Source organism: Tsukamurella sp. 8F (genome assembly GCF_029167375.1).
In the GTDB taxonomy this organism is placed as follows: Bacteria; Actinomycetota; Actinomycetes; order Mycobacteriales; family Mycobacteriaceae; genus Tsukamurella.
The window spans coordinates 1-20,642 of the sequence record NZ_JARFTP010000039.1 but is presented as its reverse complement, the minus strand read 5'-3'; the positions used below and the strand labels follow the sequence as shown (position 1 = coordinate 20,642).

At 69.5% G+C, this 20,642-nt stretch carries 19 protein-coding genes and 2 pseudogenes; 17 read left to right on the top strand and 4 right to left on the bottom strand.

The window, feature by feature from the left end; translation table 11 throughout:
• Positions 1–2 precede the first annotated feature (2 nt).
• Positions 3–356: a helix-turn-helix domain-containing protein gene (locus tag P0W64_RS20260; RefSeq protein ID WP_275481986.1), complete on the bottom strand. Its 354-nt coding sequence runs from the start codon at positions 354–356 to the stop codon at positions 3–5.
• Positions 357–434: 78 nt separating this feature from the next.
• Here P0W64_RS20260 and P0W64_RS20255 point away from each other — a divergent pair, with 78 nt between their 5' ends.
• From P0W64_RS20255 to pheT, 4 genes are all read left to right on the top strand, one after another.
• Positions 435–1,688, top strand: coding sequence for an MFS transporter (locus P0W64_RS20255; protein ID WP_275481985.1), 1,254 nt, complete (start codon positions 435–437; stop codon positions 1,686–1,688).
• A 23-nt stretch (positions 1,689–1,711) separates the two neighbouring features.
• A complete protein-coding gene (locus P0W64_RS20250; RefSeq protein WP_343232889.1) occupies positions 1,712–2,098 on the top strand; it encodes an MmcQ/YjbR family DNA-binding protein in 387 nt (128 codons plus the stop codon).
• A 357-nt stretch (positions 2,099–2,455) separates the two neighbouring features.
• Positions 2,456–3,502, top strand: coding sequence for a phenylalanine--tRNA ligase subunit alpha (gene pheS / locus P0W64_RS20245; protein ID WP_275481984.1), 1,047 nt, complete (start codon positions 2,456–2,458; stop codon positions 3,500–3,502).
• 53 nt (positions 3,503–3,555) lie between these two features.
• Complete coding sequence (gene pheT / locus P0W64_RS20240) at positions 3,556–6,024, top strand: phenylalanine--tRNA ligase subunit beta (protein ID WP_275481983.1); 2,469 nt, start codon at positions 3,556–3,558, stop codon at positions 6,022–6,024.
• A 20-nt stretch (positions 6,025–6,044) separates the two neighbouring features.
• Here the strand turns inward: pheT and P0W64_RS20235 are convergent, their stop codons facing one another.
• Positions 6,045–6,410, bottom strand: coding sequence for a MerR family transcriptional regulator (locus P0W64_RS20235; RefSeq protein ID WP_275481982.1), 366 nt, complete (start codon positions 6,408–6,410; stop codon positions 6,045–6,047).
• A gap of 69 nt (positions 6,411–6,479) precedes the next feature.
• Between P0W64_RS20235 and P0W64_RS20230 the strand changes: the two genes are divergently transcribed.
• Both P0W64_RS20230 and P0W64_RS20225 read left to right on the top strand, forming a co-directional pair.
• Entirely contained in the window at positions 6,480–7,577 is a 1,098-nt protein-coding gene (locus tag P0W64_RS20230; RefSeq protein ID WP_275481981.1) for an alkene reductase, read from the top strand.
• Between the two features lie 121 nt (positions 7,578–7,698).
• Positions 7,699–8,103 carry a hypothetical protein gene (locus P0W64_RS20225; protein WP_275481980.1) on the top strand — a complete coding sequence of 135 codons (405 nt, stop codon included), beginning with the start codon at positions 7,699–7,701 and terminating at the stop codon, positions 8,101–8,103.
• A gap of 128 nt (positions 8,104–8,231) precedes the next feature.
• On the opposite strand, the gene P0W64_RS20220 is transcribed toward P0W64_RS20225, so the two are convergent.
• Complete coding sequence (locus P0W64_RS20220; RefSeq protein WP_275481979.1) at positions 8,232–10,058, bottom strand: NAD(P)/FAD-dependent oxidoreductase; 1,827 nt, start codon at positions 10,056–10,058, stop codon at positions 8,232–8,234.
• A gap of 185 nt (positions 10,059–10,243) precedes the next feature.
• On the opposite strand from P0W64_RS20220, the gene P0W64_RS20215 reads away from it, so the two are divergent.
• Positions 10,244–11,293 carry a 2,3-butanediol dehydrogenase gene (locus P0W64_RS20215; protein ID WP_275482004.1) on the top strand — a complete coding sequence of 350 codons (1,050 nt, stop codon included), beginning with the start codon at positions 10,244–10,246 and terminating at the stop codon, positions 11,291–11,293.
• A gap of 53 nt (positions 11,294–11,346) precedes the next feature.
• The gene (locus P0W64_RS20210; protein ID WP_275481978.1) at positions 11,347–12,564 is read left to right on the top strand and encodes a GAF domain-containing protein; all 1,218 of its coding nucleotides are present in this window, start codon (positions 11,347–11,349) and stop codon (positions 12,562–12,564) included.
• A 15-nt stretch (positions 12,565–12,579) separates the two neighbouring features.
• On the opposite strand, the gene P0W64_RS20205 is transcribed toward P0W64_RS20210, so the two are convergent.
• A complete protein-coding gene (locus tag P0W64_RS20205; RefSeq protein WP_275481977.1) occupies positions 12,580–12,864 on the bottom strand; it encodes a hypothetical protein in 285 nt (94 codons plus the stop codon).
• Between the two features lie 103 nt (positions 12,865–12,967).
• On the opposite strand from P0W64_RS20205, the gene argC reads away from it, so the two are divergent.
• From argC to P0W64_RS20160, 9 genes and pseudogenes are all read left to right on the top strand, one after another.
• Positions 12,968–14,005 (top strand): N-acetyl-gamma-glutamyl-phosphate reductase, encoded by a 1,038-nt coding sequence (gene argC / locus P0W64_RS20200; protein ID WP_275481976.1) that lies wholly within the window; start codon positions 12,968–12,970, stop codon positions 14,003–14,005.
• Positions 14,002–15,243: a bifunctional glutamate N-acetyltransferase/amino-acid acetyltransferase ArgJ gene (gene argJ, locus P0W64_RS20195; protein WP_275481975.1), complete on the top strand. Its 1,242-nt coding sequence runs from the start codon at positions 14,002–14,004 to the stop codon at positions 15,241–15,243. Before argC ends, argJ begins: the two co-directional genes overlap by 4 nt.
• A complete protein-coding gene (argB, locus tag P0W64_RS20190; RefSeq protein WP_275481974.1) occupies positions 15,240–16,256 on the top strand; it encodes an acetylglutamate kinase in 1,017 nt (338 codons plus the stop codon). The genes argJ and argB overlap by 4 nt, the downstream gene beginning before the upstream one ends.
• Before the next feature lie 3 nt (positions 16,257–16,259).
• Complete coding sequence (locus P0W64_RS20185) at positions 16,260–17,474, top strand: acetylornithine transaminase (protein ID WP_275481973.1); 1,215 nt, start codon at positions 16,260–16,262, stop codon at positions 17,472–17,474.
• Positions 17,475–18,410 carry an ornithine carbamoyltransferase gene (gene argF, locus P0W64_RS20180; protein WP_275481972.1) on the top strand — a complete coding sequence of 312 codons (936 nt, stop codon included), beginning with the start codon at positions 17,475–17,477 and terminating at the stop codon, positions 18,408–18,410.
• On the top strand, positions 18,410–18,901 hold the full coding sequence (locus tag P0W64_RS20175) for an arginine repressor (protein ID WP_275481971.1): 492 nt from the start codon (positions 18,410–18,412) through the stop codon (positions 18,899–18,901). Before argF ends, P0W64_RS20175 begins: the two co-directional genes overlap by 1 nt.
• A 28-nt stretch (positions 18,902–18,929) precedes the next feature.
• Positions 18,930–20,354, top strand: a complete 1,425-nt coding sequence (gene argH, locus P0W64_RS20170) for an argininosuccinate lyase (protein WP_275481970.1) — start codon at positions 18,930–18,932, stop codon at positions 20,352–20,354.
• Positions 20,355–20,422: 68 nt separating this feature from the next.
• Positions 20,423–20,581, top strand: a pseudogene (locus tag P0W64_RS20165) (hypothetical protein); the annotation flags it as partial.
• Positions 20,558–20,642 (top strand): annotated as a pseudogene (locus P0W64_RS20160) (DUF1490 family protein); the annotation flags it as partial. The pseudogenes P0W64_RS20165 and P0W64_RS20160, both read left to right, overlap by 24 nt.

The window sequence follows — 20,642 nt, the reverse complement described above, 5'->3', positions numbered from 1 at the left end:
GATCAGGCCCGTGCCACCACCTCGCGCGTGTAGCGGTCGCCCCACTCGTTCAGCGCTGCGACGAACGGCGAAAGGGCGTGCCCCAGGTCGGTAAGGGCGTACTCGACGCGCGGCGGGACCTCCGGGTAGGCCGTGCGTGTGACGATTCCATCGTCCTCGAGCTCGCGAAGCTGGCGCGTGAGCACACGCGGGGTCACGGGTCCGACCGAGCGGCGGAGTTCCCCGTAGCGGAGCGGGCCGTCGAGCAGCTTCTTGACGACCGTCATCTTCCACGCACCGCCGAGGACCGCGATGCTGACCTCGATCGGGCAGATGTCGACCGCGCGCCGGACGGGCTCACGTACTGCGTTTACCACTATTGGTATCCGATCTGTCGTATAGGGACGAGGAAGTGCATACTACCGTCAGAATCTCCAATGCGCTAGACCGTGGGTATGGGATGGAAGCACCCCGCATGGCGGATGACAGCGGTGGCGTCGACCGCGTTGCTGGCGGCCGGATCGTTCACCACGGTGGCGGGGCTGATCACCGACTCCCTGGTGGCGGAGCGGGGATGGAGTCGCGGCGCGATCGGGTCGGGAGTGGCGATCGGGATGGTCCTGTACGGCGTCGTCGCCCCGTTCAGCGCAGCGATGACCGATCGCTTCGGCCTCCGCTGCGTCACGGCGGCCGCGCTGGTGCTGCTCGCCGTCGCCGCGTCGCTGACGGTGACAGCGCCGTCCGTCGTGTGGTTCGTCGTCTGGTGGGGCGTGCTCGCGGGCCTCGGCACCGGAGCGGTGACGATGGTGTTCGGGGCGACGGTGGCTCAGCGGTGGTTCGTACGGCGGATCGGGCTCGCGAGCGGGATTCTCACCGCGGCGAGCGTCGTGGGCCAGTTCGCGATGCTGCCCGTGCTGTCGGCCGTGATGGACCGCGTGGGCTGGCGCGGCCCGGTCCTGGTGTGCGGAGCCCTCGCCGCGGGGGCTGCGATCCTCGTCGGGATCGTGCTCCGTGAACACCCCCGTGACGTGGGTGTTCAGCGCTACGGCGCGACCGCGGACGATATCGCACCCGCCCGAGAAGATCCGCTCCGCCGCACCTTCTCGGTCGCGATGGCCTGCATCGGTAGCCCCCGGTTCTGGACGCTGGCGTGGATGTTCCTGCTCTGCGGCGCCACCACCAACGGCCTCATGTGGAGCCATTTCACGCCGGCCGCCGCGGATCACGGCATGCCGCCGACCGCGGCGTCTAGCCTGTTGGCCGTCATCGGCGTGGCCAACATCGCCGGCACGGTCGGCGCGGGCTGGCTCACCGACCGCGTCGACGCCCGAGCGGTGCTCGCAGTGTTCTTCTGTGCGCGGGGCGTGACCCTCGCGGTCCTACCGTTCGCGCTCGGGGCGCGCGTCGATCCCGCATTGATCGGGTTCGCCGTCGGGTTCGGTCTCCTCGATGTGGCGACGGTGCCGCCGACGCTCGCCCTGTGCCGCCGGTACTTCGGCCCCGATGCCGCCGTGGTGTTCGGGTGGGTGAACGTCTTCCACCAGGTGGGTGCGGGTCTGATGGCGTTGCTGGCCGGCTTGACCCGCGACGTGGAGGGCAGCTACACGCCGATCTGGCTGATGGCCGCTCACCTGTGCGTCTGCGCGGCCATCCTCGGGGTCCTCGCCGGTCGCGAGCGGCGTGTGGCAGTAGTAGCGTGCCGGTCGTGACCCGGAAGGCGTGAATAGAGGACGTGGCGGAGATCGCCGCGAGCCTGCCGCGCGTGCAGGAGATCGCCGCATGGGGCGGACGTCCCGCTTGGCAGGTCAGCCGTAAGGTGTTCTGCGGTAACCGTTCCCCGCGTCCCGATGCCGTCGACGAGAACGGTGTGCGGATGGACGACGTGGTGCTCATCCGGACACCCGACGAGTCCGACAAGCTCGCGCTGGTGCAGGCCGGTGGCCCCTTCTTCACCACGCCGCACTTCGACGGTTACAACGCCGTGCTGGTCCGGGCGTCCAGGCTGCACGAGATCACCCGGGACGAGCTGGCCGAGGTCATCACCGACGCCTGGTGTGCGTGCGCGCCGAAGACCGTCGTCGCCGCGTGGCTCGAGCAGCGGGGCGCGAGCGGAGGTTAGTCGCCGATCGCCGGTGCTGAAACGCGACGCCCGTCACGTCTCCATCCAGCAGACGACCCACCAGCGGACATCGCGCCCCAGTGTTACGGGCTCCGGCTGGGCGCACGGCGGCACAGCGTCCGAGACGGCGACGCCGGAGCCGGATCGAGCCGAGCGGCTGGTCGTTACTGCGATTCGGCTACGACCGCGTGCGTCACCCCGATGACGTGATCGCCGAGGTGCGGCGAGCGATCGAGATCGCGGAGGCGGGGTAATAGGTTTTCGGCCCCGGAGTGGCGTCGATTAGGCTTCTGGCATTCGTTCATGCCAGATGCCAGATGGATCGATTCGATCAGAGCCTCCGAGGAGCCCAGCCCTGTGTCCGAAGCCGAAGTCACCGACCTGAGCGAGGCCACGCTCGACGCCGCAGCAACCGACGCTGCGCAGGCGTTCGCGGCCGCTGCGACGCTCGAGGCGCTGAACGAGGCCCGCCTGGCGCACCTGGGTGAGAAGTCCCCGTTGGCCCTGGCGAAGCGCGCACTCGGCTCCATACCCAAGACGGAGCGCAAGGACGCCGGTAAACGGGTCAACGTCGCGCAGGGCCGGGCCCGCGCCTCTTACGAGGAGCGCAAGGCGGTGCTCGACGCTGAGCGCGACGCAGCCGTGCTGGTCGCCGAGTCCATCGATGTCACGCTCCCGACGGGCCGGGCACCCCAGGGCGCGCGCCACCCGGTCAGCATCATCGCCGACCAGGTCGCCGACGTCTTCGTCGGCATGGGCTGGGAGATCGCGGAGGGGCCCGAGGTCGAGACCGAGCACTTCAACTTCGATGCGCTCAACTTCCTGCCGGACCACCCAGCGCGCTCGATGCAGGACACCTTCTACGTCGCGCCCGAGGGATCCCGGCAGGTCCTGCGCACTCACACGTCGCCGGTACAGGTCCGCTCCATGCTCTCCCGCGACGTGCCGATCTACATCGCGTGCCCGGGCCGCACCTTCCGCACCGACGAGCTCGACGCGACCCACACTCCCGTGTTCAGCCAGGTCGAGGGGCTCGCCGTCGACAAGGGTCTGACGATGGCGCACCTACGCGGCACGTTGGAGGCCTTCGCGAAGGCGCTCTTCGGGCCCGATACGACGACGCGGATGCGGCCCAACTACTTCCCGTTCACCGAGCCGTCCGCCGAGGTGGACATCTGGTTCCCGCAGAAGAGGGGTGGTGCGGGCTGGGTCGAGTGGGGCGGTTGCGGCATGGTCAACCCGAATGTGCTGCGTGCCTGCGGTATCGATCCCGACTTGTACTCCGGGTTCGCCTTCGGCATGGGACTCGAGCGCACGCTGCAGTTCCGCAACGGGATCTCCGACATGCGCGACATCGTCGAGGGTGACGTGCGCTTCACCCTGCCCTTCGGCGTCCAGGGCTGATCCGCACCGTATACGGCCGAACCGAACCACTGAACGAAAAGGATTGAGTGCCAGTGCGAGTAGCGCAGTCTTGGCTCACCGAGGTCCTACGTCGGGATACCCCCGACTGGGGGGTGACCCCCGAGGAGTTGGATGCCGGGTTCGTTCGCGTCGGCTTCGAGGTGGAGGAGCTGGGTTCCCTCGACACCGTCGCCGGCCCCCTGGTGGTCGGGCGCGTCCGCCACATCGAGGAGCTCACGGACTTCCGTAAGCCGATCCGCTTCTGCCAGGTCGACGTGGGCGAGGCCGAGCCCCGCGGCATCGTCTGTGGCGCACGCAACTTCGCCGAGGGCGACCTCATCGTCGCCGCACTCCCGGGGGCCGTGCTGCCCGGTGGATTCGAGATCGCCGCGCGGAAGACGTACGACCACGTCTCCGACGGGATGATCTGCTCGGTTCGCGAGCTAGGCATCGGCAGCGACCACGCGGGCATCCTGGTGCTGCCCGCAGGCACCGCGCAGCCGGGCGCTGACGCCAAGGCCGTTCTCGGGATGGATGATTCGGTCATCGAGCTCAATGTCACGCCGGACCGTGGCTATGCATTCTCGGTGCGCGGCCTGGCCCGCGAGTTGGCGTGCGGCTACGACCTGCCGTTCACCGATATCACCCGCCCGTCGCCCGAGCGGGGCAGTGGGGTCGGCGAGGTCGCAGTGCGAGTCGAATCCGACTCGGGCTGCACGCGTTTCACTGCGATGCGGGTCGAGGGCATCGACCCGCGGGCCGTGAGCCCGTGGTGGCTGCAGCGGCGCCTGCTCACCTCCGGCGTGCGTCCGATCGGACCCGCGGTGGACGTGACGAACTACTTGATGCTGCTCACGGGACAGCCGCTGCACGCTTTCGATGAGGCCAGCCTGCGCGGTGGTCTCGTCGTCCGGAAGGCGGCGGCAGGGGAGACGCTCGAGACGATCGACCACGTGACGCGCACCCTCGATCCCGAGGACACGGTCATCGCCGACGACACGGGTCCCGTGTCGTTGGCGGGCGTCATGGGCGGCGCAGGCGCCGAGGTCGCGGACGGCACCACCGACGTGATCCTCGAGGGCGCGATCTGGAACCCCGTAGCCGTGTTCCGTACGGGCAAGCGCCACAAGCTGTCCTCCGACGCCGCCAAGCGCTACGAGCGCACCGTAGACCCCGCGATCAGCGTGTGGGTGGTCCGCGAGGCCGCGCGTCTGCTCACCGAGATCGCGGGTGGCACCGTCGTCGGTGAGATCACAGACATCGGTGGCTATTCCGAGCGACCCGCGATCACGATCGACGCCGGTCTTCCTGCGCGCATCGCCGGGGTCGACTACCCGGCCGGCACGACCGAACGGCGATTGACTCAGATCGGTTGTCGCGTCCAAGGCGATGCGACGCTGACCGTCGTTCCCCCGACGTGGCGGCCCGACCTCGGCATGCCCGCCGACCTGGTCGAGGAGGTGCTGCGGCTCGAGGGGCTAGAGCAGATCCCGCCCGTGCTCCCGGCCGCGCCCGGCGGGCGCGGTCTGACACCGCGCCAGCAGCGCCGTCGACGGGTCAGCCGGGGGCTTGCGCACACCGGACACGTCGAGGTGCTGCCCGGCCCGTTCCTGCCCGCGGCCGTGTTCGATACGTGGGGTCTGGATCCCGATGATGTCCGTCGCCGCACGACCAAGGTGCTCAACCCGCTCGAGGCCGACCGCCCCGAGCTCGCGACGACATTGCTTCCCGGTCTGTTGGAGATCCTGGCTCGCAACGTCTCTCGCGGACAGCGCGATCTCGCGTTGTACACCGTCGGCCAGGTCGTCCTGCCCACCGATGAGACGGGTGCCGTCGATCCGATCCCGGTAGACCGCCGGCCCACGGACGACGAGGTCGCCGCCTTGAACGCGTCGCTGCCGAGGCAGCCGGAGCACGTCGGTGTCGTCTTCACAGGCCTGCGCACGCCGTCCGGGCCGTGGGGCGCCGGTCGCCCGTCCGACGCGGCCGACGCGTTCGAGGCGGTCCGCGAGATCGCGCGAGCGGCGAACGTGGACATCGAGCTGCGGCCCGTGCAGTACCAGCCCTTCCATCCCGGGCGGTGCGCCGAGGTGCTTGTGGGCGGCACCGTCGTCGGGCATGCGGGCGAACTGCATCCGGCCGTGCTCGAGCGTGCCGGGCTGCCGCCCCGCACTTGCGCCGCCGAGGTGGACCTCGACGCGATCCCGCTCACCGAGGTGCTCCCCGCGCCGACCGTGTCGCCGTACCCGGCCGTGCTGCAGGACGTCGCGGTCCACGTAGACAGCGCCGTGCCCGCCCAGGCCGTCCTGGATGCGCTCGCCGCAGGGGCGGGCGAGTTACTCGAGGACATCTCGCTGTTCGATGTGTTCACCGGCGCGCAGATCGGCGAGGGGCGCATTTCGCTGGCCTTCAAGCTGCGCTTTCGTGCGCCCGACCGCACCCTTACCGAGGGCGAGGCGTCTGCGGCTCGCGACGCCGCCGTCGCGAGCGCGGCCGAGGTGGTCGGGGCGGTCCTGCGCTGAGCCCTCTGGTCGGGCAGGCTTCATGAGGCGGCGGTCGAACGCCACCGCCGGTTGGCGGCGATCACCTGGTCGAGGGCGTGGAGAGTGCCCTCGAGGTCCTCGATGTGGGCCTCCAATCGCCGACGCTCGTCCACCAACCGGGCGAACGCATCGTCGTTGTTCTCGATGCTGGGCGAGTGGACGCACGGCAGTAGCTCGGCGATCACGCGGCTGGTGAGTCCCGCCGTGTAGAGCTGTTTGAGGAGCTCGACCCGATCGATGGCGTCCTCGGTGTACGTCCGCTGACCCGATGCGCTCCTCTCTGCCCGCAGCAGCCCTTGCTCCTCGTAGTAGCGCAGCGATCGAACGCTCGCCCCGGTGCGTTCCGCCAGCCTGCCGATCCTCACGAGCCACCTCCATGATCCGGCTCACATCTTCTTGCCTCTGACGTCAATGGTAGGTCTTAGCGTCGAGACATGACCACTTCACTCTTCGACACACACCGACTCGGCCGTCTCACGCTCCCGAACCGGGCCGTGATGGCTCCCATGTCCCGTATCCGCGGCACCGCCGAGGGCTTCGCGACGGAGCAGATGGCGACGTACTTCGGGCAGCGCGCCACCGCCGGCCTCATCATCAGTGACGGCACGGCGCCCAATCGGGTCGGCTCCGGCAACCCCGGGGCGGCGGGACTGCGCACCGAGGAGGAGGCCGCGTCGTGGAAACCGGTCACGGACGCGGTCCACGGGGGCGGCGGCCGGATCTTCGCCCAGCTCATGCACGCCGGACGGATAAGCCACGAATCCACCAGCGGGCTCCAGCCCGTGGGTCCCTCGGCCGTCGCGGCGAACGCCACCGTGTTCACCCCGGTCGGTCCGCGGCCCGCGCCCGTGCCTCGCGCCTTGGAGATCTCCGAGATTCCGGAGCAGGCGAGGTCGTACGCCCAGGCGGCGATTCGTGCGATCGACGCAGGCTTCGACGGCGTCGAGCTGCACGGCGCCAACGGCTACCTGATCGGGCAGTTCCTCTCCTCGAACGCGAACCTGCGCACGGACTCCTACGGCGGATCGATCGCGGGCCGGATCCGCTTCGCCGTCGAGGCTGCAGAGGCGACAGCCGATGCGATCGGCGCGGACCGGACGGGCATCCGGCTCTCGCCGGGCGCCGGTCTCTGGGATGTGGTGGAGGAGGACGTGCCCGCCCTGTACGGCGCACTGCTCACCGAGCTGAATCGCCTCGGATTGGCGTATGTGCACCTCGAGGTCACCACCGACGAAGCCACCGTGCTGGACCTGCGCAGGCGCTGGGAAGGCACGTTCATGGTCAATCCGAGTACGTGGCTGGAACGCGGCGGCGAGGCCTACGGCCCCGTACCCACCAATCGCGATTCCGCCGAACACTGGCTCGGCCTGGGCGCCGACCTCGTCAGCTTCGGCCGCGCCTATCTGGCCAACCCCGATCTGGTGGAGCGCCTCCGCCGACGCCTGCCGTTGGCAGAGGCCGACCCCGCCACCTTCTACACCGGCGGCGCGAGCGGCTACGTCGACTACCCGGCCTATCAGCAGACGGCCTGACCGGCCGCTGCTGCGGACGGGATCATCGTTTGTCTGTAACACTTTCGACCGCGCCGACGACATAGCGAGCAGTGGTCGAGAAGCGGTGCCGCACAAGCCGAGACAGATGAGGAGTGGATGTATGCGGAACGGATTCGGCACGATCGGGAAGACCGTAGCGCTAGCCCTCGTGGTCGCTGGAGCGGCTGCGCTGAGCTCGGGACCGGTTGCAGCGGCTCCCAGCCAGGGAGGTGGATTCCCCGGCGGCCCGACCTGCAGCGTCGGATCTCTGACGGTCAAGGCGGAGTCGGCGCAGTCCAAGGTGGTGGTGTGCCATCGCCCCTACTCGATCGACTACCAGTACCAGGGCGAGGCGAAGTCCACCGGGGCGACGGTGACGATCGACGGTGCACGCTACGCAAGCGGCGGTTACCACGCCTTCAACAACGGCTACGCGTACCACGTCCGTCCGGACCGTCTCGAGATCCTCGCGCCCGATGGTGCCGTGGTGTCGTCGGAGCCGTGGACCTCGTACGTCGCGTACTGATCCTGGTCGGCTTTCCCTCCCGAGTCCGGCCAGCCGACGGCCGGCCGGACTCGGGAGCGGCCGGATGTCCGCCCTGTCAGCGCTGATCCGTCGGCTGCGCTCGTCGCGGTCGGGCCGTTGCACGACGGCTAGCTCAGATGGTGCACCTCGGCCAGTTCGTACACCGGGGTGTCGAGACCCTCGTACCTCGCTTTGAGCTGTAGCGCCAGGTATAGCGAGTAGTGGCGCGACTGGTGCAGGTTGCCGCCCATCATCCAGAGGTTCTCGACGCGGGTCGGTTTCCACATGTTGCGCTGCTCGCCTTCCCACGGGCCGGGGTCCTTGGCGGTCTCGGAGCCGAGGCCCCAGCACTTGCCCAGCCGGTCGGCGGTCTCCTGGCCCATCAGGTCGGCGGCCCATCCGTTCATCGAGCCGTAGCCGGTCGCGTAGACCACGAGATCGGCCGGAAGTTCGGTGCCGTCCTCCAGCACGACGGAGCCCTCGGTGAGGTGATCGACGTCGCCGTGTGCCAGCTTGATAGACCCGTCGGCGACCAGTTCGGACGCACCGACGTCGATGTAGTAGCCCGACCCGCGCCGCAGGTACTTCATGAACAGACCCGAGTCGTCGTCTCCGAAATCCAGATCGAAGCCGGCCTTCTCCAGGTCGGCGTAGTAGTCGGCGTCGACCTCGCGGATCTTGTCGTAGATCGGCTTCTGGAACTGGTTCATGATCCGGTAGGGGAGCGACGCGAAGATCAGGTCGGCCTTATCGGTGGTGACGCCGGCTTCCAGAGCGCGCTCGCTGTACAGATCGCCGAGCCCGTACTCCATCAGCGAGCCGGACCGCACGATGTGGGTCGATGATCGCTGCACCATCGTCACGTCGACGTCGTTCTCGTACAACGCCTTACAGATGTCGTGCGAGGAGTTGTTGGCGCCGATCACTACCACCTTCTTGCCGCGGTACGCATCGGGTCCCGGGTGCTGCGACGAGTGGTGCTGCTCGCCGCGGAAGAGGTCCATGCCGTCGAAGTGAGGGACGTTGGGCTTGCCCGACATGCCGGTAGCGAGCACCAGCTGCTTCGGATGCAGGGTCAGCTCCTCGCCGTCCTTGACCACCTGCACCGTCCATTCGCCCTGAGCGTCGTCGTAGGTGGCGTCGGTGCATTCGGTCTTCGACCAGTAGGGCACCTCCATGACACGCGTGTACATCTCGAGCCAGTCGCCGATCTTGTCCTTGGGCGCGAAAACGGGCCAGTTCTTTGGGAACGGCAGATACGGCAGGTGGTCGTACCAGACCGGGTCGTGCAGGCACAGCGACTTGTAGCGCCCGCGCCACTGGTCGCCGGCGCGCGCGTGCTTGTCGACGACGAGGGCCGGGACGCCGAGCTGGCGTAGCCGCGCGCCGAGGGCGATGCCGCCCTGGCCGCCGCCGATCACCAGCGCGTACGGCTGAACGGTACGTCCCAGTTCGGCCTCTTCCTGCGCCCGGCGCTCCGCCCATGTGGGTGCCGCGTTGTGCGGCCCGTGCACCGCCCCCAGTGGGCGGCTCGGCCCCTGGTTCTCCTCGTGGCCCTTGAGTTCGCGCAGGGTCGTGAGCAGCGTCCACGCCCTGTCGCCGGCACCGTCGTCGCGAATGCGGAGATGGCCCTTGCCGCGCCCGGTACGAGTCTCGAACTCGATGAAGGCGTTCACCACGCCGCCCTCCTCGGTGGCCGGTTCGGACGTCGCGAACCCCGACGGGTCGGTGTCGTCGAGCCGCGCGGTAAGCATGTGCGCGACGCCTGCGCTGCCCTCGACGGTCTTGAGGTTCCAGGTGAACGCGACCAGGTCACGCCAGAAGCTCTCTGTGCCGAACAGACCGGCCGCGGCCTCGATGTCCCGGGCCCTCAGCGCCGCCTCGAAGCTCGCGAGCCACGCGTCCACCCTCTGCTGTGCGCTCGCCCGGGCGGTCGGCTCCAACGTTGCGGTCATGTCGATGTGCTCCTTCGTTGCCGGATGTGTCGTCTTGTGACTCACACCACACGCTCGTGCGGACGGGTGCGGCAAGAGTTGCGTGGGGTTGCTGCGCGCAGGCGCCCCTGCAACGGACTGCAACCCTGTCGCATGTGTCGGGCATCACATACACCGGACGAAAGGAAGGAGCCGACATGGCAACCATGCACGCCGCGGTCTACCGAGGACCGCGCTCCCTGAGCGTCGACGAGGTCCCGGTCCCGTCACCCGGACCGGGCGAGGTACTCGTCGAGGTCGGGTTCAACGGAATCTGCGGTACGGATCTCCACGAGTACTTCGCGGGTCCGATCTTCGTGCCCGACGGCGAACCGCATCCCCTCACGGGCAAGGCCATGCCGCTGGTGATGGGGCACGAGTTCTCGGGCACCGTCCGCGATCTCGGCGCCGGGGTCGCGGGCTGGTCCGAGGGCGACCGTGTCGCCATCGAACCCGTGTACCGCTGCGGCGAATGCGCGCCGTGTCGGGCGGGGCACTACAACATCTGCCAGAAGATCGGTTTCCACGGGCTCATGTCGGACGGCGGCATGGCACGGTTCACGACGGTGCCCGACTACATGCTTCACCGCCTGCCGGACTCGGTCTCGCTCGAACTCGGGGCCCTGGTCGAGCCCATGTCCGTCGCCTATCACGCGACGACGCTCGCCGACCTGCATCCGGGCGACACGGCGCTCGTTTTCGGGGCCGGGCCGATCGGCATCGGCGTCTTCCAGGCGCTGCGTGGGCAGGGGATAGAGAAGACGCTCATCGTCGAGCCCTCGGAGACGAGGCGCGCGGCCGTCGAGCGGCTCGGGGCACGCACCGTCGACCCCACCACCGTCGACGTCGCGGAGTTGGTCGCCGACGAGACTTCAGGAGCCATGGCGGATGCGGCCTTCGACGCGGCCGGGGTCGCCGCCGCCGTCGACACCGCGATCTCGTCGGTGGGTGCGCGCAGACCCACCGTGGCCGTCGCGATCTACGAGAGGCCCCTCGAGGCTCAGCTGCTGCAGCTGGTCATGCACGAGAGCCGCATCCAGGGCTCGCTCTGCTACACCGGCTCCGATTTCGAGGCGGTCATCGCTCTGATGGCCGACGGCGGGTACGACACCACAGGATGGGTCGAGGCCATAGCGCTCGGTGACGTCGTCGACGGGGGATTCGAGGCGCTGCACCGCGGCGAGAAGATGAAGGTCCTCGTCGACCCGTCGCGATGACCGGTGGCGGAACCCGCACCGTGGAGCGGGCGCGAGGAGCACAATCGACGGGGATGACTCGGATCACAGTGGAGCCCGCGGTGGCATTCGGCGAGGACCCGCGGCAGTATGCCCGCCTCCTGGCCCAGGTCTACGACGCCACGATGTCGGGCGAGCGGCCGCCGGCGCGCCCGCGAGAGGTGATCGGCGACTCGTGGGAGCGGGTACGTGCCGCGGGGCTGCGGCCCGACGATGCCGCGGGCCCCGCGGTCCACTCGGCGGAGGTGCCGCGGCTGCGGCGGGAATCCGGGCTGGCGGCGATGATCGAGGACTTCACCGAAGGACTGGCCCCGCTCACCGAGGGCGGCTCCAGCATCCTGGTGGTCGCCGATGCGGAGGGACGCATCCTGTGGCGTGCCGGTCCCTCGGCGGTCCTGCGGCAGGCGGATGATCTCGGCTTCGTGGAGGGCGCCGCGTGGGCCGAGGAGGACGTGGGTACCAACGCCATCGGCACCGCGCTCGCGTCTCGCGGTGCGGTGCAGACGTTCTCGGCCGAACACTTCGCGCGTAGCCAGCACCCGTGGACGTGCGCGGCGGCCCCGATCCGTGATCACCGGACGGGCCGGCTGCTCGGTGTCGTCGATGTGAGCGGAGCCGCGTCGACGGTCAACCCCACGACGCTGGCCCTGGTCGCCACCGTCGCCCGGCTCGCCGAATCGCGGCTGCGGGAGGCGCACCTCGCGGGGCTGGACCGGCTGCGCACCGTTGCCGCGCCGATGCTCGCCGGCCTTGGGCGCCCCGGCGTCGCCGTCGACGCCGACGGTTGGGTCGCGGCCGTGGGGGATCTCGCGCCGCGCAGTCGTGTGACACTGCCTGACGCCGTGACGGGGCCCACGATCTGGCTGCCCGAACTGGGGGTCTGCAGTGTCGATCCACTACCGGGCGGGTGGCTGCTGCAGCCGGACCGCGAGTCGGCCGGCGGGCACGGAACGGACACCTCGCGGGTGGTGCTCGACCTGAGGCCGGGACGCTCCCCGGAGGTGATGGTGTCCGGAGCGGCCGGCGCCTGGCGCTACACCCCTACGCCGCGGCACGCGCAGATCCTCTCGCTGATCGCCGCCGACGGTGCCGGGCGTTCCGCCGCGCAGCTCGCCGAAGCGCTGTTCGGGGACGCCGCGCGTGTCGTCACCGTACGTGCCGAGATCTCCCGCCTCCGCCGTTCGCTGTCGGGGCTGATCGCCGCGCAGCCTTACCGATTCGCTCCCGGCGTCGCCGTGGAGGTGGTGCGCTGAGTCGGGTCGGGATCGTCAGATGTGGTACGTCCAGGCGACCTGATTGTGGCGGTCACCGACGAGGCTGGGACGCCCACACCCCATCTTGACCAGGACCTGGCGGTCCGGGACGCGAGGCGCGACACCGTCGAGGGCGCGTGCGACCATCCCGCGCAGGCCGGGCGCGGTGTTCCGGGGCTGTGCCGTGAGCGGTTGTGTCGGGTACATGCTGTGTCCTTCGCGTTCCAGGCGTGCGGCGTTACGGATTCCCAGCGTGCCGACGACCGCCAGGAGTGCGCTGAACGATCGCTGATAGGTCACCGAGAACCTCTCGCGGTGCTCCTCCTCGGTCCCGAGCGGTAGATTCGGGACGGTGTTGATACCGGGTTGTGAATAGACTTGCAGAGTGGTGCATAATCATCGCATGACTATTTCCGTCGCCGTCGCGGGCGCGAGCGGATACGCCGGGGGAGAGATCCTACGGCTGTTGCTCGGCCATCCCGCGTACCAGTCGGGTGAGCTCGAGATCGGTGCGCTGACCGCCGGTTCGAGTGCGGGTTCGCCCCTGTTCGAGCATCACCCGCATCTGCTCCCGCTGGCGGACCGCGTACTCGACGACACGGCGCCGGAGATCCTGCGCGGCCACGACGTGGTCTTCCTGGGCCTCCCGCATGGTAAGTCGGCCGAGATCGCGGACGCGCTGCCGCCGTCGACGCTCATCATCGACTGCGGCGCGGACCACCGGCTGCAGAGCGCGGACGACTGGGAGCGGTGGTACAAGAGCGGACATGCCGGGACCTGGCCCTACGGCCTGCCCGAGCTACCGGGTAACCGTGAGGTCCTGAAAGGCGCGGCGCGCATCGCCGTCCCCGGTTGTTACCCGACGGTGACCACCCTCGCCGCGATGCCCGCGGTCGCGGCGGGAGTCGTTGCGCCGCGCGTGTCGGTGGTAGCGATGAGCGGCACGTCCGGCGCTGGGCGGGCCGCGAAGGTGGATCTGCTCGCGTCCGAGGTCCTCGGCTCGATCCGCGCGTACGGCGTAGGCGGCGCACACCGGCATACGCCGGAGATGATCCAGAACCTCTCGGCGGTCGCCGGAGAGCCCGTGAGTGTCAGCTTCACTCCGGTCCTGGTTCCGGCCGCGCGTGGCATCCTCGCCACCGTTACCGCCGACACGACCACCGACGTCGACACGATTCGGGGCATCTACGAGAAGGCTTACGCCGATGAGCCGTTCGTGTATCTACTGCCGGCCGGGAAGCAGCCCCAGACGTCGTCGGTGATCGGCTCCAACGCGGTGCACGTGCAGGTGGAGGTCGACGAGCTGGCCGGCCGCCTGGTCGCGACCGCCGCCGTCGACAACCTGACCAAGGGCACGGGTGGCGCGGCCGTCCAGTCGATGAACCTGGCGCTCGGGCTGCCCGAAACCGCCGGCCTGAGCACTGTAGGAGTCGCACCGTGACCGATGCGAGCCTCGGTACCGCGACCGACACCACCGCGGGCGGGTACCGCCTCGTCCGGAACCAGGGCGTGACCGCCCCGCTCGGCTTCAAGGCCGCGGGGATCGCCGCGGGTATCAAGGCGAGCGGGAGGCCCGACCTCGCGCTGGTGTTCAACGAAGGCCCGGGCTACGCGGCGGCCGGCGTCTTCACCGCGAACAAGGTGAAGGCGGCACCCGTCCTATGGAGCCGGGAGGTCCTGGCGACGGGGCGATTGCGCGCAGTCGTCCTCAACTCGGGCGGCGCTAACGCGTGTACCGGCCCAGGCGGTTTCCAGGACGCGCACGCGACCGCCGAGAAGGTCGCCGAGACCCTCTCCGAGTGGGGAACGGAGACGGGTGCCATCGAGGTGGCCGTGTGCTCCACGGGCCTCATCGGTGACCGGCTGCCGATGGACAAGCTGCTCGGCGGCATCGTCGAACTCGTGCATGACATGGGTGGCGGGATGTCCGGTGGGACCGACGCTGCACATGCGATCATGACCACGGACACTGTCGCCAAAGAGGTTGCACTGCATCATGATTCCGGATGGAACGTAGGCGGCATGGTAAAGGGCGCCGGGATGATCGCGCCGTCGCTCGCGACGATGCTGTCCGTGGTGACGACCGACGTGGTCGCGACGGCGAAGCAACTCGACGAGGCTCTCCGGTACGCCGCGAAGTACACGTTCGATCGGCTCGACGTGGACGGCGCGACGTCCACTAATGACACCGTCCTGCTCCTGGCGAACGGGGCGAGCGAGAAGACCTGCACGCAAGAGGAATTGAACGCCGCGGTCCGCGCGGTGTGCGACGACCTCGCGGCGCAGATGCAATCCGACGCCGAGGGCGTCACCAAGCGGGTGACCATCGAGGTCACCGGCGCGGCGTCCGAGGACGAGGCGCTCATCGCCGCGCGGGCGATCGCGCGGGACAACCTGGTGAAGACGGCGCTGTTCGGCTCCGACCCCAACTGGGGCCGGGTCCTGGCTGCGGTCGGCATCGCGCCGATCGCGTTGGACCCGGGCACCATCGCGGTGTCGTTCAACGGACAGCCAGTGTGTGAGAAGGGAACCGGAGTGGCCGGAGCACGAGATGTGGACCTTTCAGGGCCGGAGATCCTCCTGACGGTGGATCTGGCGCAGGGCGCCGGCAGCGCGGCGATCCGCACGACGGATCTGTCGCACGCCTACGTCGAAGAGAATTCGGCGTACTCGTCATGACAGGGCCGATGGATGTGACCGGGCACCATCACCACAACGATCCGGGGGGTGAATCGCTCGGACCGGTGCCCGAGAGCAACGCGCCCGCGCTCGGTGCGCCCGACGACCCGAACGCACTTGCGGCGGCACATGTCCTGACGCCGCCCGAGAAGGCGGGCATACTCGCCGAGGCCCTGCCGTGGCTGCAGCGTTTCCACGGCAAGACGGTCGTCGTGAAGTACGGCGGGAACGCGATGATCGACAGCGCGCTCAAGTCGGCCTTCGCGCAGGACATGGTGTTCCTGCGAACCTGCGGTATCAAGCCCGTCGTGGTGCACGGTGGCGGTCCGCAGATCTCGTCGATGCTCGCTCGACTCGGTGTGGAGGGCGAGTTCAAGGGCGGTTTCCGCGTCACCACTCCCGAGGTGATGGACGTAGTGCGCATGGTCCTGTTCGGGCAGGTGGGTCGCGAGCTCGTCGGCCTGATCAACTCGCACGGCCCGTACGCCGTCGGCATGTCCGGGGAGGACGCGCACCTGTTCACCGCTACGCGGCGCAACGTGTTGGTGGACGGCGAGGAGACCGATATCGGCCTCGTCGGCGACGTGACGACGGTCCAGCCGCATGCTGTGCTCGACCTCATCCAAGCCGGGCGCATCCCCGTCGTGTCGACCATCGCGCCCGATGCCGACGGGGTGGTGCACAACATCAACGCGGATACCGCCGCCGCGGCACTCGCGGAAGCGCTGGGCGCGGAGAAGCTCATCGTCCTCACCGACATCGAAGGTCTCTACACCGACTGGCCGGATCGGACGTCGCTCGCGAGCGAGATCGACACGGACTCCCTCACCGCGCTGTTGCCGAGCCTCGACTCCGGGATGGTCCCCAAGATGGAGGCGTGCCTACGTGCGGTGACGGGCGGCGTCCCCACCGCGCACGTCGTCGACGGCCGCGTGCCGCACTCGGTCCTGCTCGAGGTCTTCACCTCGGAGGGCATCGGAACCATGGTCACCCCGCCCGCGCCCGAGGACTGAGAGATGACGCAGAACAAGAATCTGTTGGACCGGTGGTCCGGCGCGCTCATGGACACGTACGGCACGCCGCCGCTCGCCCTGGTCTCGGGCTCGGGCGCCGAGGTCGTCGACGCGGACGGGAAGCGCTACGTCGACCTGCTGGCCGGGATCGCGGTCAACATCCTCGGCCACGCGCACCCGGCGGTCGTCGAGGCGGTCACACGCCAGGTGTCCACACTCGGCCATGTGTCGAATCTGTACGTCGCCGAGCCGGCCGTGCGTCTCGCCGAGCGCCTGGTCGACATGGTGGGCGTACCGGGCACGCGTGTGTTCTTCTCGAACAGCGGCGCGGAGGCCAACGAGGCGGCGATCAAGATCGGCCGGCGCACCGGCCGCACGCGGATGATAGCCGCCGAGAACTCCTTCCACGGACGCACCATGGGCTCGCTCGCCCTCACCGGTCAGCCCGGTAAGCGGGAGCCGTTCGAGCCGCTGATCGAGACGGTCACGCACGTCCCCTACGGCGACGCCGATGCACTGCGCGAAGCGCTGGGCGCAGCGCGCGTGGACGGCGCTTCGTCCGCCCCGGATGTGGCCGCGGTCTTCCTCGAGCCCGTCATCGGCGAGGGGGGCGTCGTCACCCCGCCGGCCGGCTACCTCGCGGAGGCCCGCGCCGCTGCTTCGGAGGCCGGGGCGCTTCTGGTGTTGGACGAGATCCAGACCGGAATAGCCCGTACGGGCACCATGTTCGCGTTCCAGCAGACCGGCATAGTGCCCGACGTGTTCACGCTCGCGAAGGGCCTCGGCGGCGGGCTGCCGATCGGGGCCACCGTCGCAGTGGGGGAGGCGGGCGCGCTGCTCACGCCGGGCCAGCACGGCACGACGTTCGGCGGTAATCCCGTGAGCGCGGCCGCCGCCAACGCCGTGCTCGACGTGATCGAGGCCGAGGGCCTCGCCGAACGCGCTGCATCGCTCGGGAAGCACATCGCCACCACGATCGAGGCGATGGGGCACCCGCTCGTGTCCGGTGTGCGCGGGCAGGGAATGCTCCTCGGAATCACGCTGACCGACGCACGGGCCAAGCAGGTCGAGACCGCGGCGCGCGACGCCGGGTACCTGGTCAACGCGGCGCAGCCCGATGTGGTTCGGCTCGCGCCTCCGCTGGTCCTCACCGACGCGCAGGCAGACGGCTTCCTGGCGGACCTGCCCGCCGTTCTCACTGCAGCACAGGAGTCCTAGATGACCCGCCACTTCCTTCGCGACGACGATCTGACTCCGGCCGAACAGGCCGAGGTCCTCGCACTGGCCGCGGAACTCAAGGCCGCTCCGTTCTCGCGCCGGCCTCTGGAGGGCCCGAAGGGCGTAGCGGTCGTATTCGACAAGAACTCGACGCGCACGCGGTTCAGCTTCGACGTCGGCATCGCGCAACTGGGCGGGCATGCCGTGGTCGTCGACGCCAAATCGACGCAGATGGGGCGCGACGAGTCCCTCGCGGACACCGCTCGCGTGCTCTCGCGCTTCGTCGACGCCATCGTGTGGCGCACCTATGCCCAGGCCGGACTGGAGGAGATGGCGGAATACGGCTCCGTGCCCGTGGTCAACGCCCTGTCGGACGACTTCCACCCGTGCCAGATCCTCGCGGATCTGCAGACGATCGCCGAGCGCAAGGGCGCACCGGGAACGAACTCGCTGGGTGGCCTGAAGCTGACGTATCTCGGCGACGGCGCGAACAACATGGCGCACAGCTACATGCTGGGCGGCGCCACCGCCGGTATGGACGTCACGATCAGCGCACCCGAGGGCTTCGCGCCCGAAGCGCGGTTCGTCGAGGCGGCCCGCGCCCGGGCGAAGGAGACGGGCGCCGAGATAAGCCTGATCTCCGATCCGGTACTCGCCGTCGCAGGGGTCGACGTCGTGGTCACCGACACGTGGGTGTCGATGGGGCAGGAGGACGACGGGCTGGACCGGAAGGGACCGTTCCTGCCGTATCAGGTGGGCGCCGAACTCCTGGCGCATGCAGATCCGGATGCCATTGTGCTGCACTGCCTTCCAGCACACCGCGGCGAGGAGATCACCGACGAGGTGATCGACGGTCCGCAGTCCGTGGTGTTCGACGAGGCCGAGAACCGGTTGCACGCGCAGAAGGCGCTGCTGACCTGGCTCCTGGAGCACTGATGACGACCGGCGACCTGCCCGCGGCCACGCGGGCGGGCCGGCAGGCGGCCATCGTGACCGTCCTCGCCAATCACCAGGTACGCAGTCAGGCGGAACTGCAGGCGCTGCTGCTGCGGCACGGCTTCGAGGCCACGCAGGCCACGCTGTCGCGGGACCTCGACGAGTTGGGGGCCGTCAAGCTGCGAGCACCCGACGGCGGCGCGGGTGTATACGTGGTGCCCGAGGACGGATCGCCGGTACGCGGCGTTTCGGGCGGCACCGAGCGCCTGTCCCGGTTGCTGGGCGACCTGCTCGTCTCGACCGACCACAGTGGCAACATCTGCGTCCTGCGCACCCCGCCGGGCGCCGCGAACTTCCTCGCCAGCGCACTGGACCGGGCCGCGCTACCCGAGGTGGTCGGCACCGTCGCCGGCGACGACACCGTGTTCGTGGTGGCGCGCGAACCCACCACTGGGCAACAGCTCGCCGAGCAGATCGCCGCACTGGCATAACCGATTTCGACGACGAATAGGACCTTTCGTGAGCGACAAGCATGGAACCAACGAGGGCAGCCTGTGGGGTGGGCGGTTCGCGTCCGGCCCTGCCGAGGCGATGGCGGATCTGAGCAGGTCGACCCATTTCGACTGGGCGCTGGCGCCCTACGACGTCCGTGCGTCGCAGGCGCATGCGCGGGTACTGCACCGGGCCGGCCTGCTCTCCGACGAGGCTCTGACAGAGATGCTAGAGGCGCTCGACCGCCTGGCGGCCGATGTGGCGTCGGGTGCCTTCGCCCCGTCCGGATCCGACGAGGACGTGCACGGGGCCCTCGAGCGTGGACTCATCGAGCGCGCAGGCGCCGATGTGGGCGGCCGTCTGCGCGCGGGCCGCTCGCGCAACGACCAGGTCGCCACCCTGTTCCGGATGTGGCTGCGTGACGCCGTTCGGCTGGTGGCGTCCGGTGTGTTGGACGTGGTGGATTCGCTTGTGGCGCAGGCGCAGGAGAACCCCGATGTGGTCATGCCTGGTAAGACGCACCTGCAGGCCGCGCAGCCGATCCTGCTGGCGCACCACCTGCTCGCCTATACCCATCCGCTGTTGCGCGACGTCGCGCGTCTCGCGGACCTCGATAGGCGGCTTGCGGTGTCCCCGTACGGGTCCGGGGCGCTGGCAGGGTCTTCGCTGGGGCTAGACCCCGATGCCATCGCGGCGGACCTCGGCTTCGATTCCGCCGCCGACAACTCTCTCGACGCGACCGCGAGTCGCGACTTCGCGGCCGAGGCTGCGTTCGTGCTGGCGATGATCGGGGTGGATCTCTCTCGCTGGTCCGAGGACGTGATCCTATGGAGCACCGCGGAATTCGGCTACGTGACGCTCGCGGACGCGTGGTCCACCGGCAGCTCGATCATGCCGCAGAAGAAGAATCCCGACGTAGCGGAACTCTCCCGGGGCAAGGCCGGCCGCCTGATCGGCAACGTATCCGGTCTGCTCGCCACCCTCAAGGCACAGCCGCTCGCGTACAACAGGGACCTGCAGGAGGACAAGGAGCCCGTGTTCGATTCGGTCGAGCAGCTGCGTCTGCTGCTCCCGGCCGTTGCGGGCCTCACCGCGACGCTGACGTTCCACCCAGAGCGGATGGCCGCTCTGGCACCGGCCGGATACACCCTCGCGACGGACATCGCCGAGTGGATGGTGCGCCAGGGCGTGCCGTTCCGGGTCGCGCACGAGGCGGCGGGCGAGTGCGTCCGCCGGGCGGAGGCCCGCGGCGTGGGGCTCGACGAGCTCACCGACGCGGAGTTCGCCGCGGTGCACCCGTCGCTCACCCCTGCCGTGCGCGGCGTTCTGACCGTGGCGGGCTCCGTCGCCTCGCGCTCGGCGCGGGGTGGCACCGCCGGGACGGCCGTCGCTCGCCAACTGGATGCCGTACGAGCGGAGACCGCACGTCTGCGGGATTGGGTGGGCGCCTGATCGGCGCAGCCGGGGCGCGGCGCAGGCTCTGTATGCATAATGATATCCACTGCCGGTAAGCGGACCGCATGACGAGAGGACGATCCATGAGCAAGCCCGACGACGCACAACGTTCCCTGCGGAGGGCCGGCGCGGTCGTGGTCAGCGGTGTGGTGGGAGCGCTCGTGGTGGACGGTGCCAAGCGCTTCGCGAACTCCGGTGCTCTGCGTAGGGCGGCCGTGTCCGCGACCGCGCTAGGCCTCCGGGGAGCCCGCTCGGCCGAGACCTCGGCCGAGTCCGCCCGTCTCG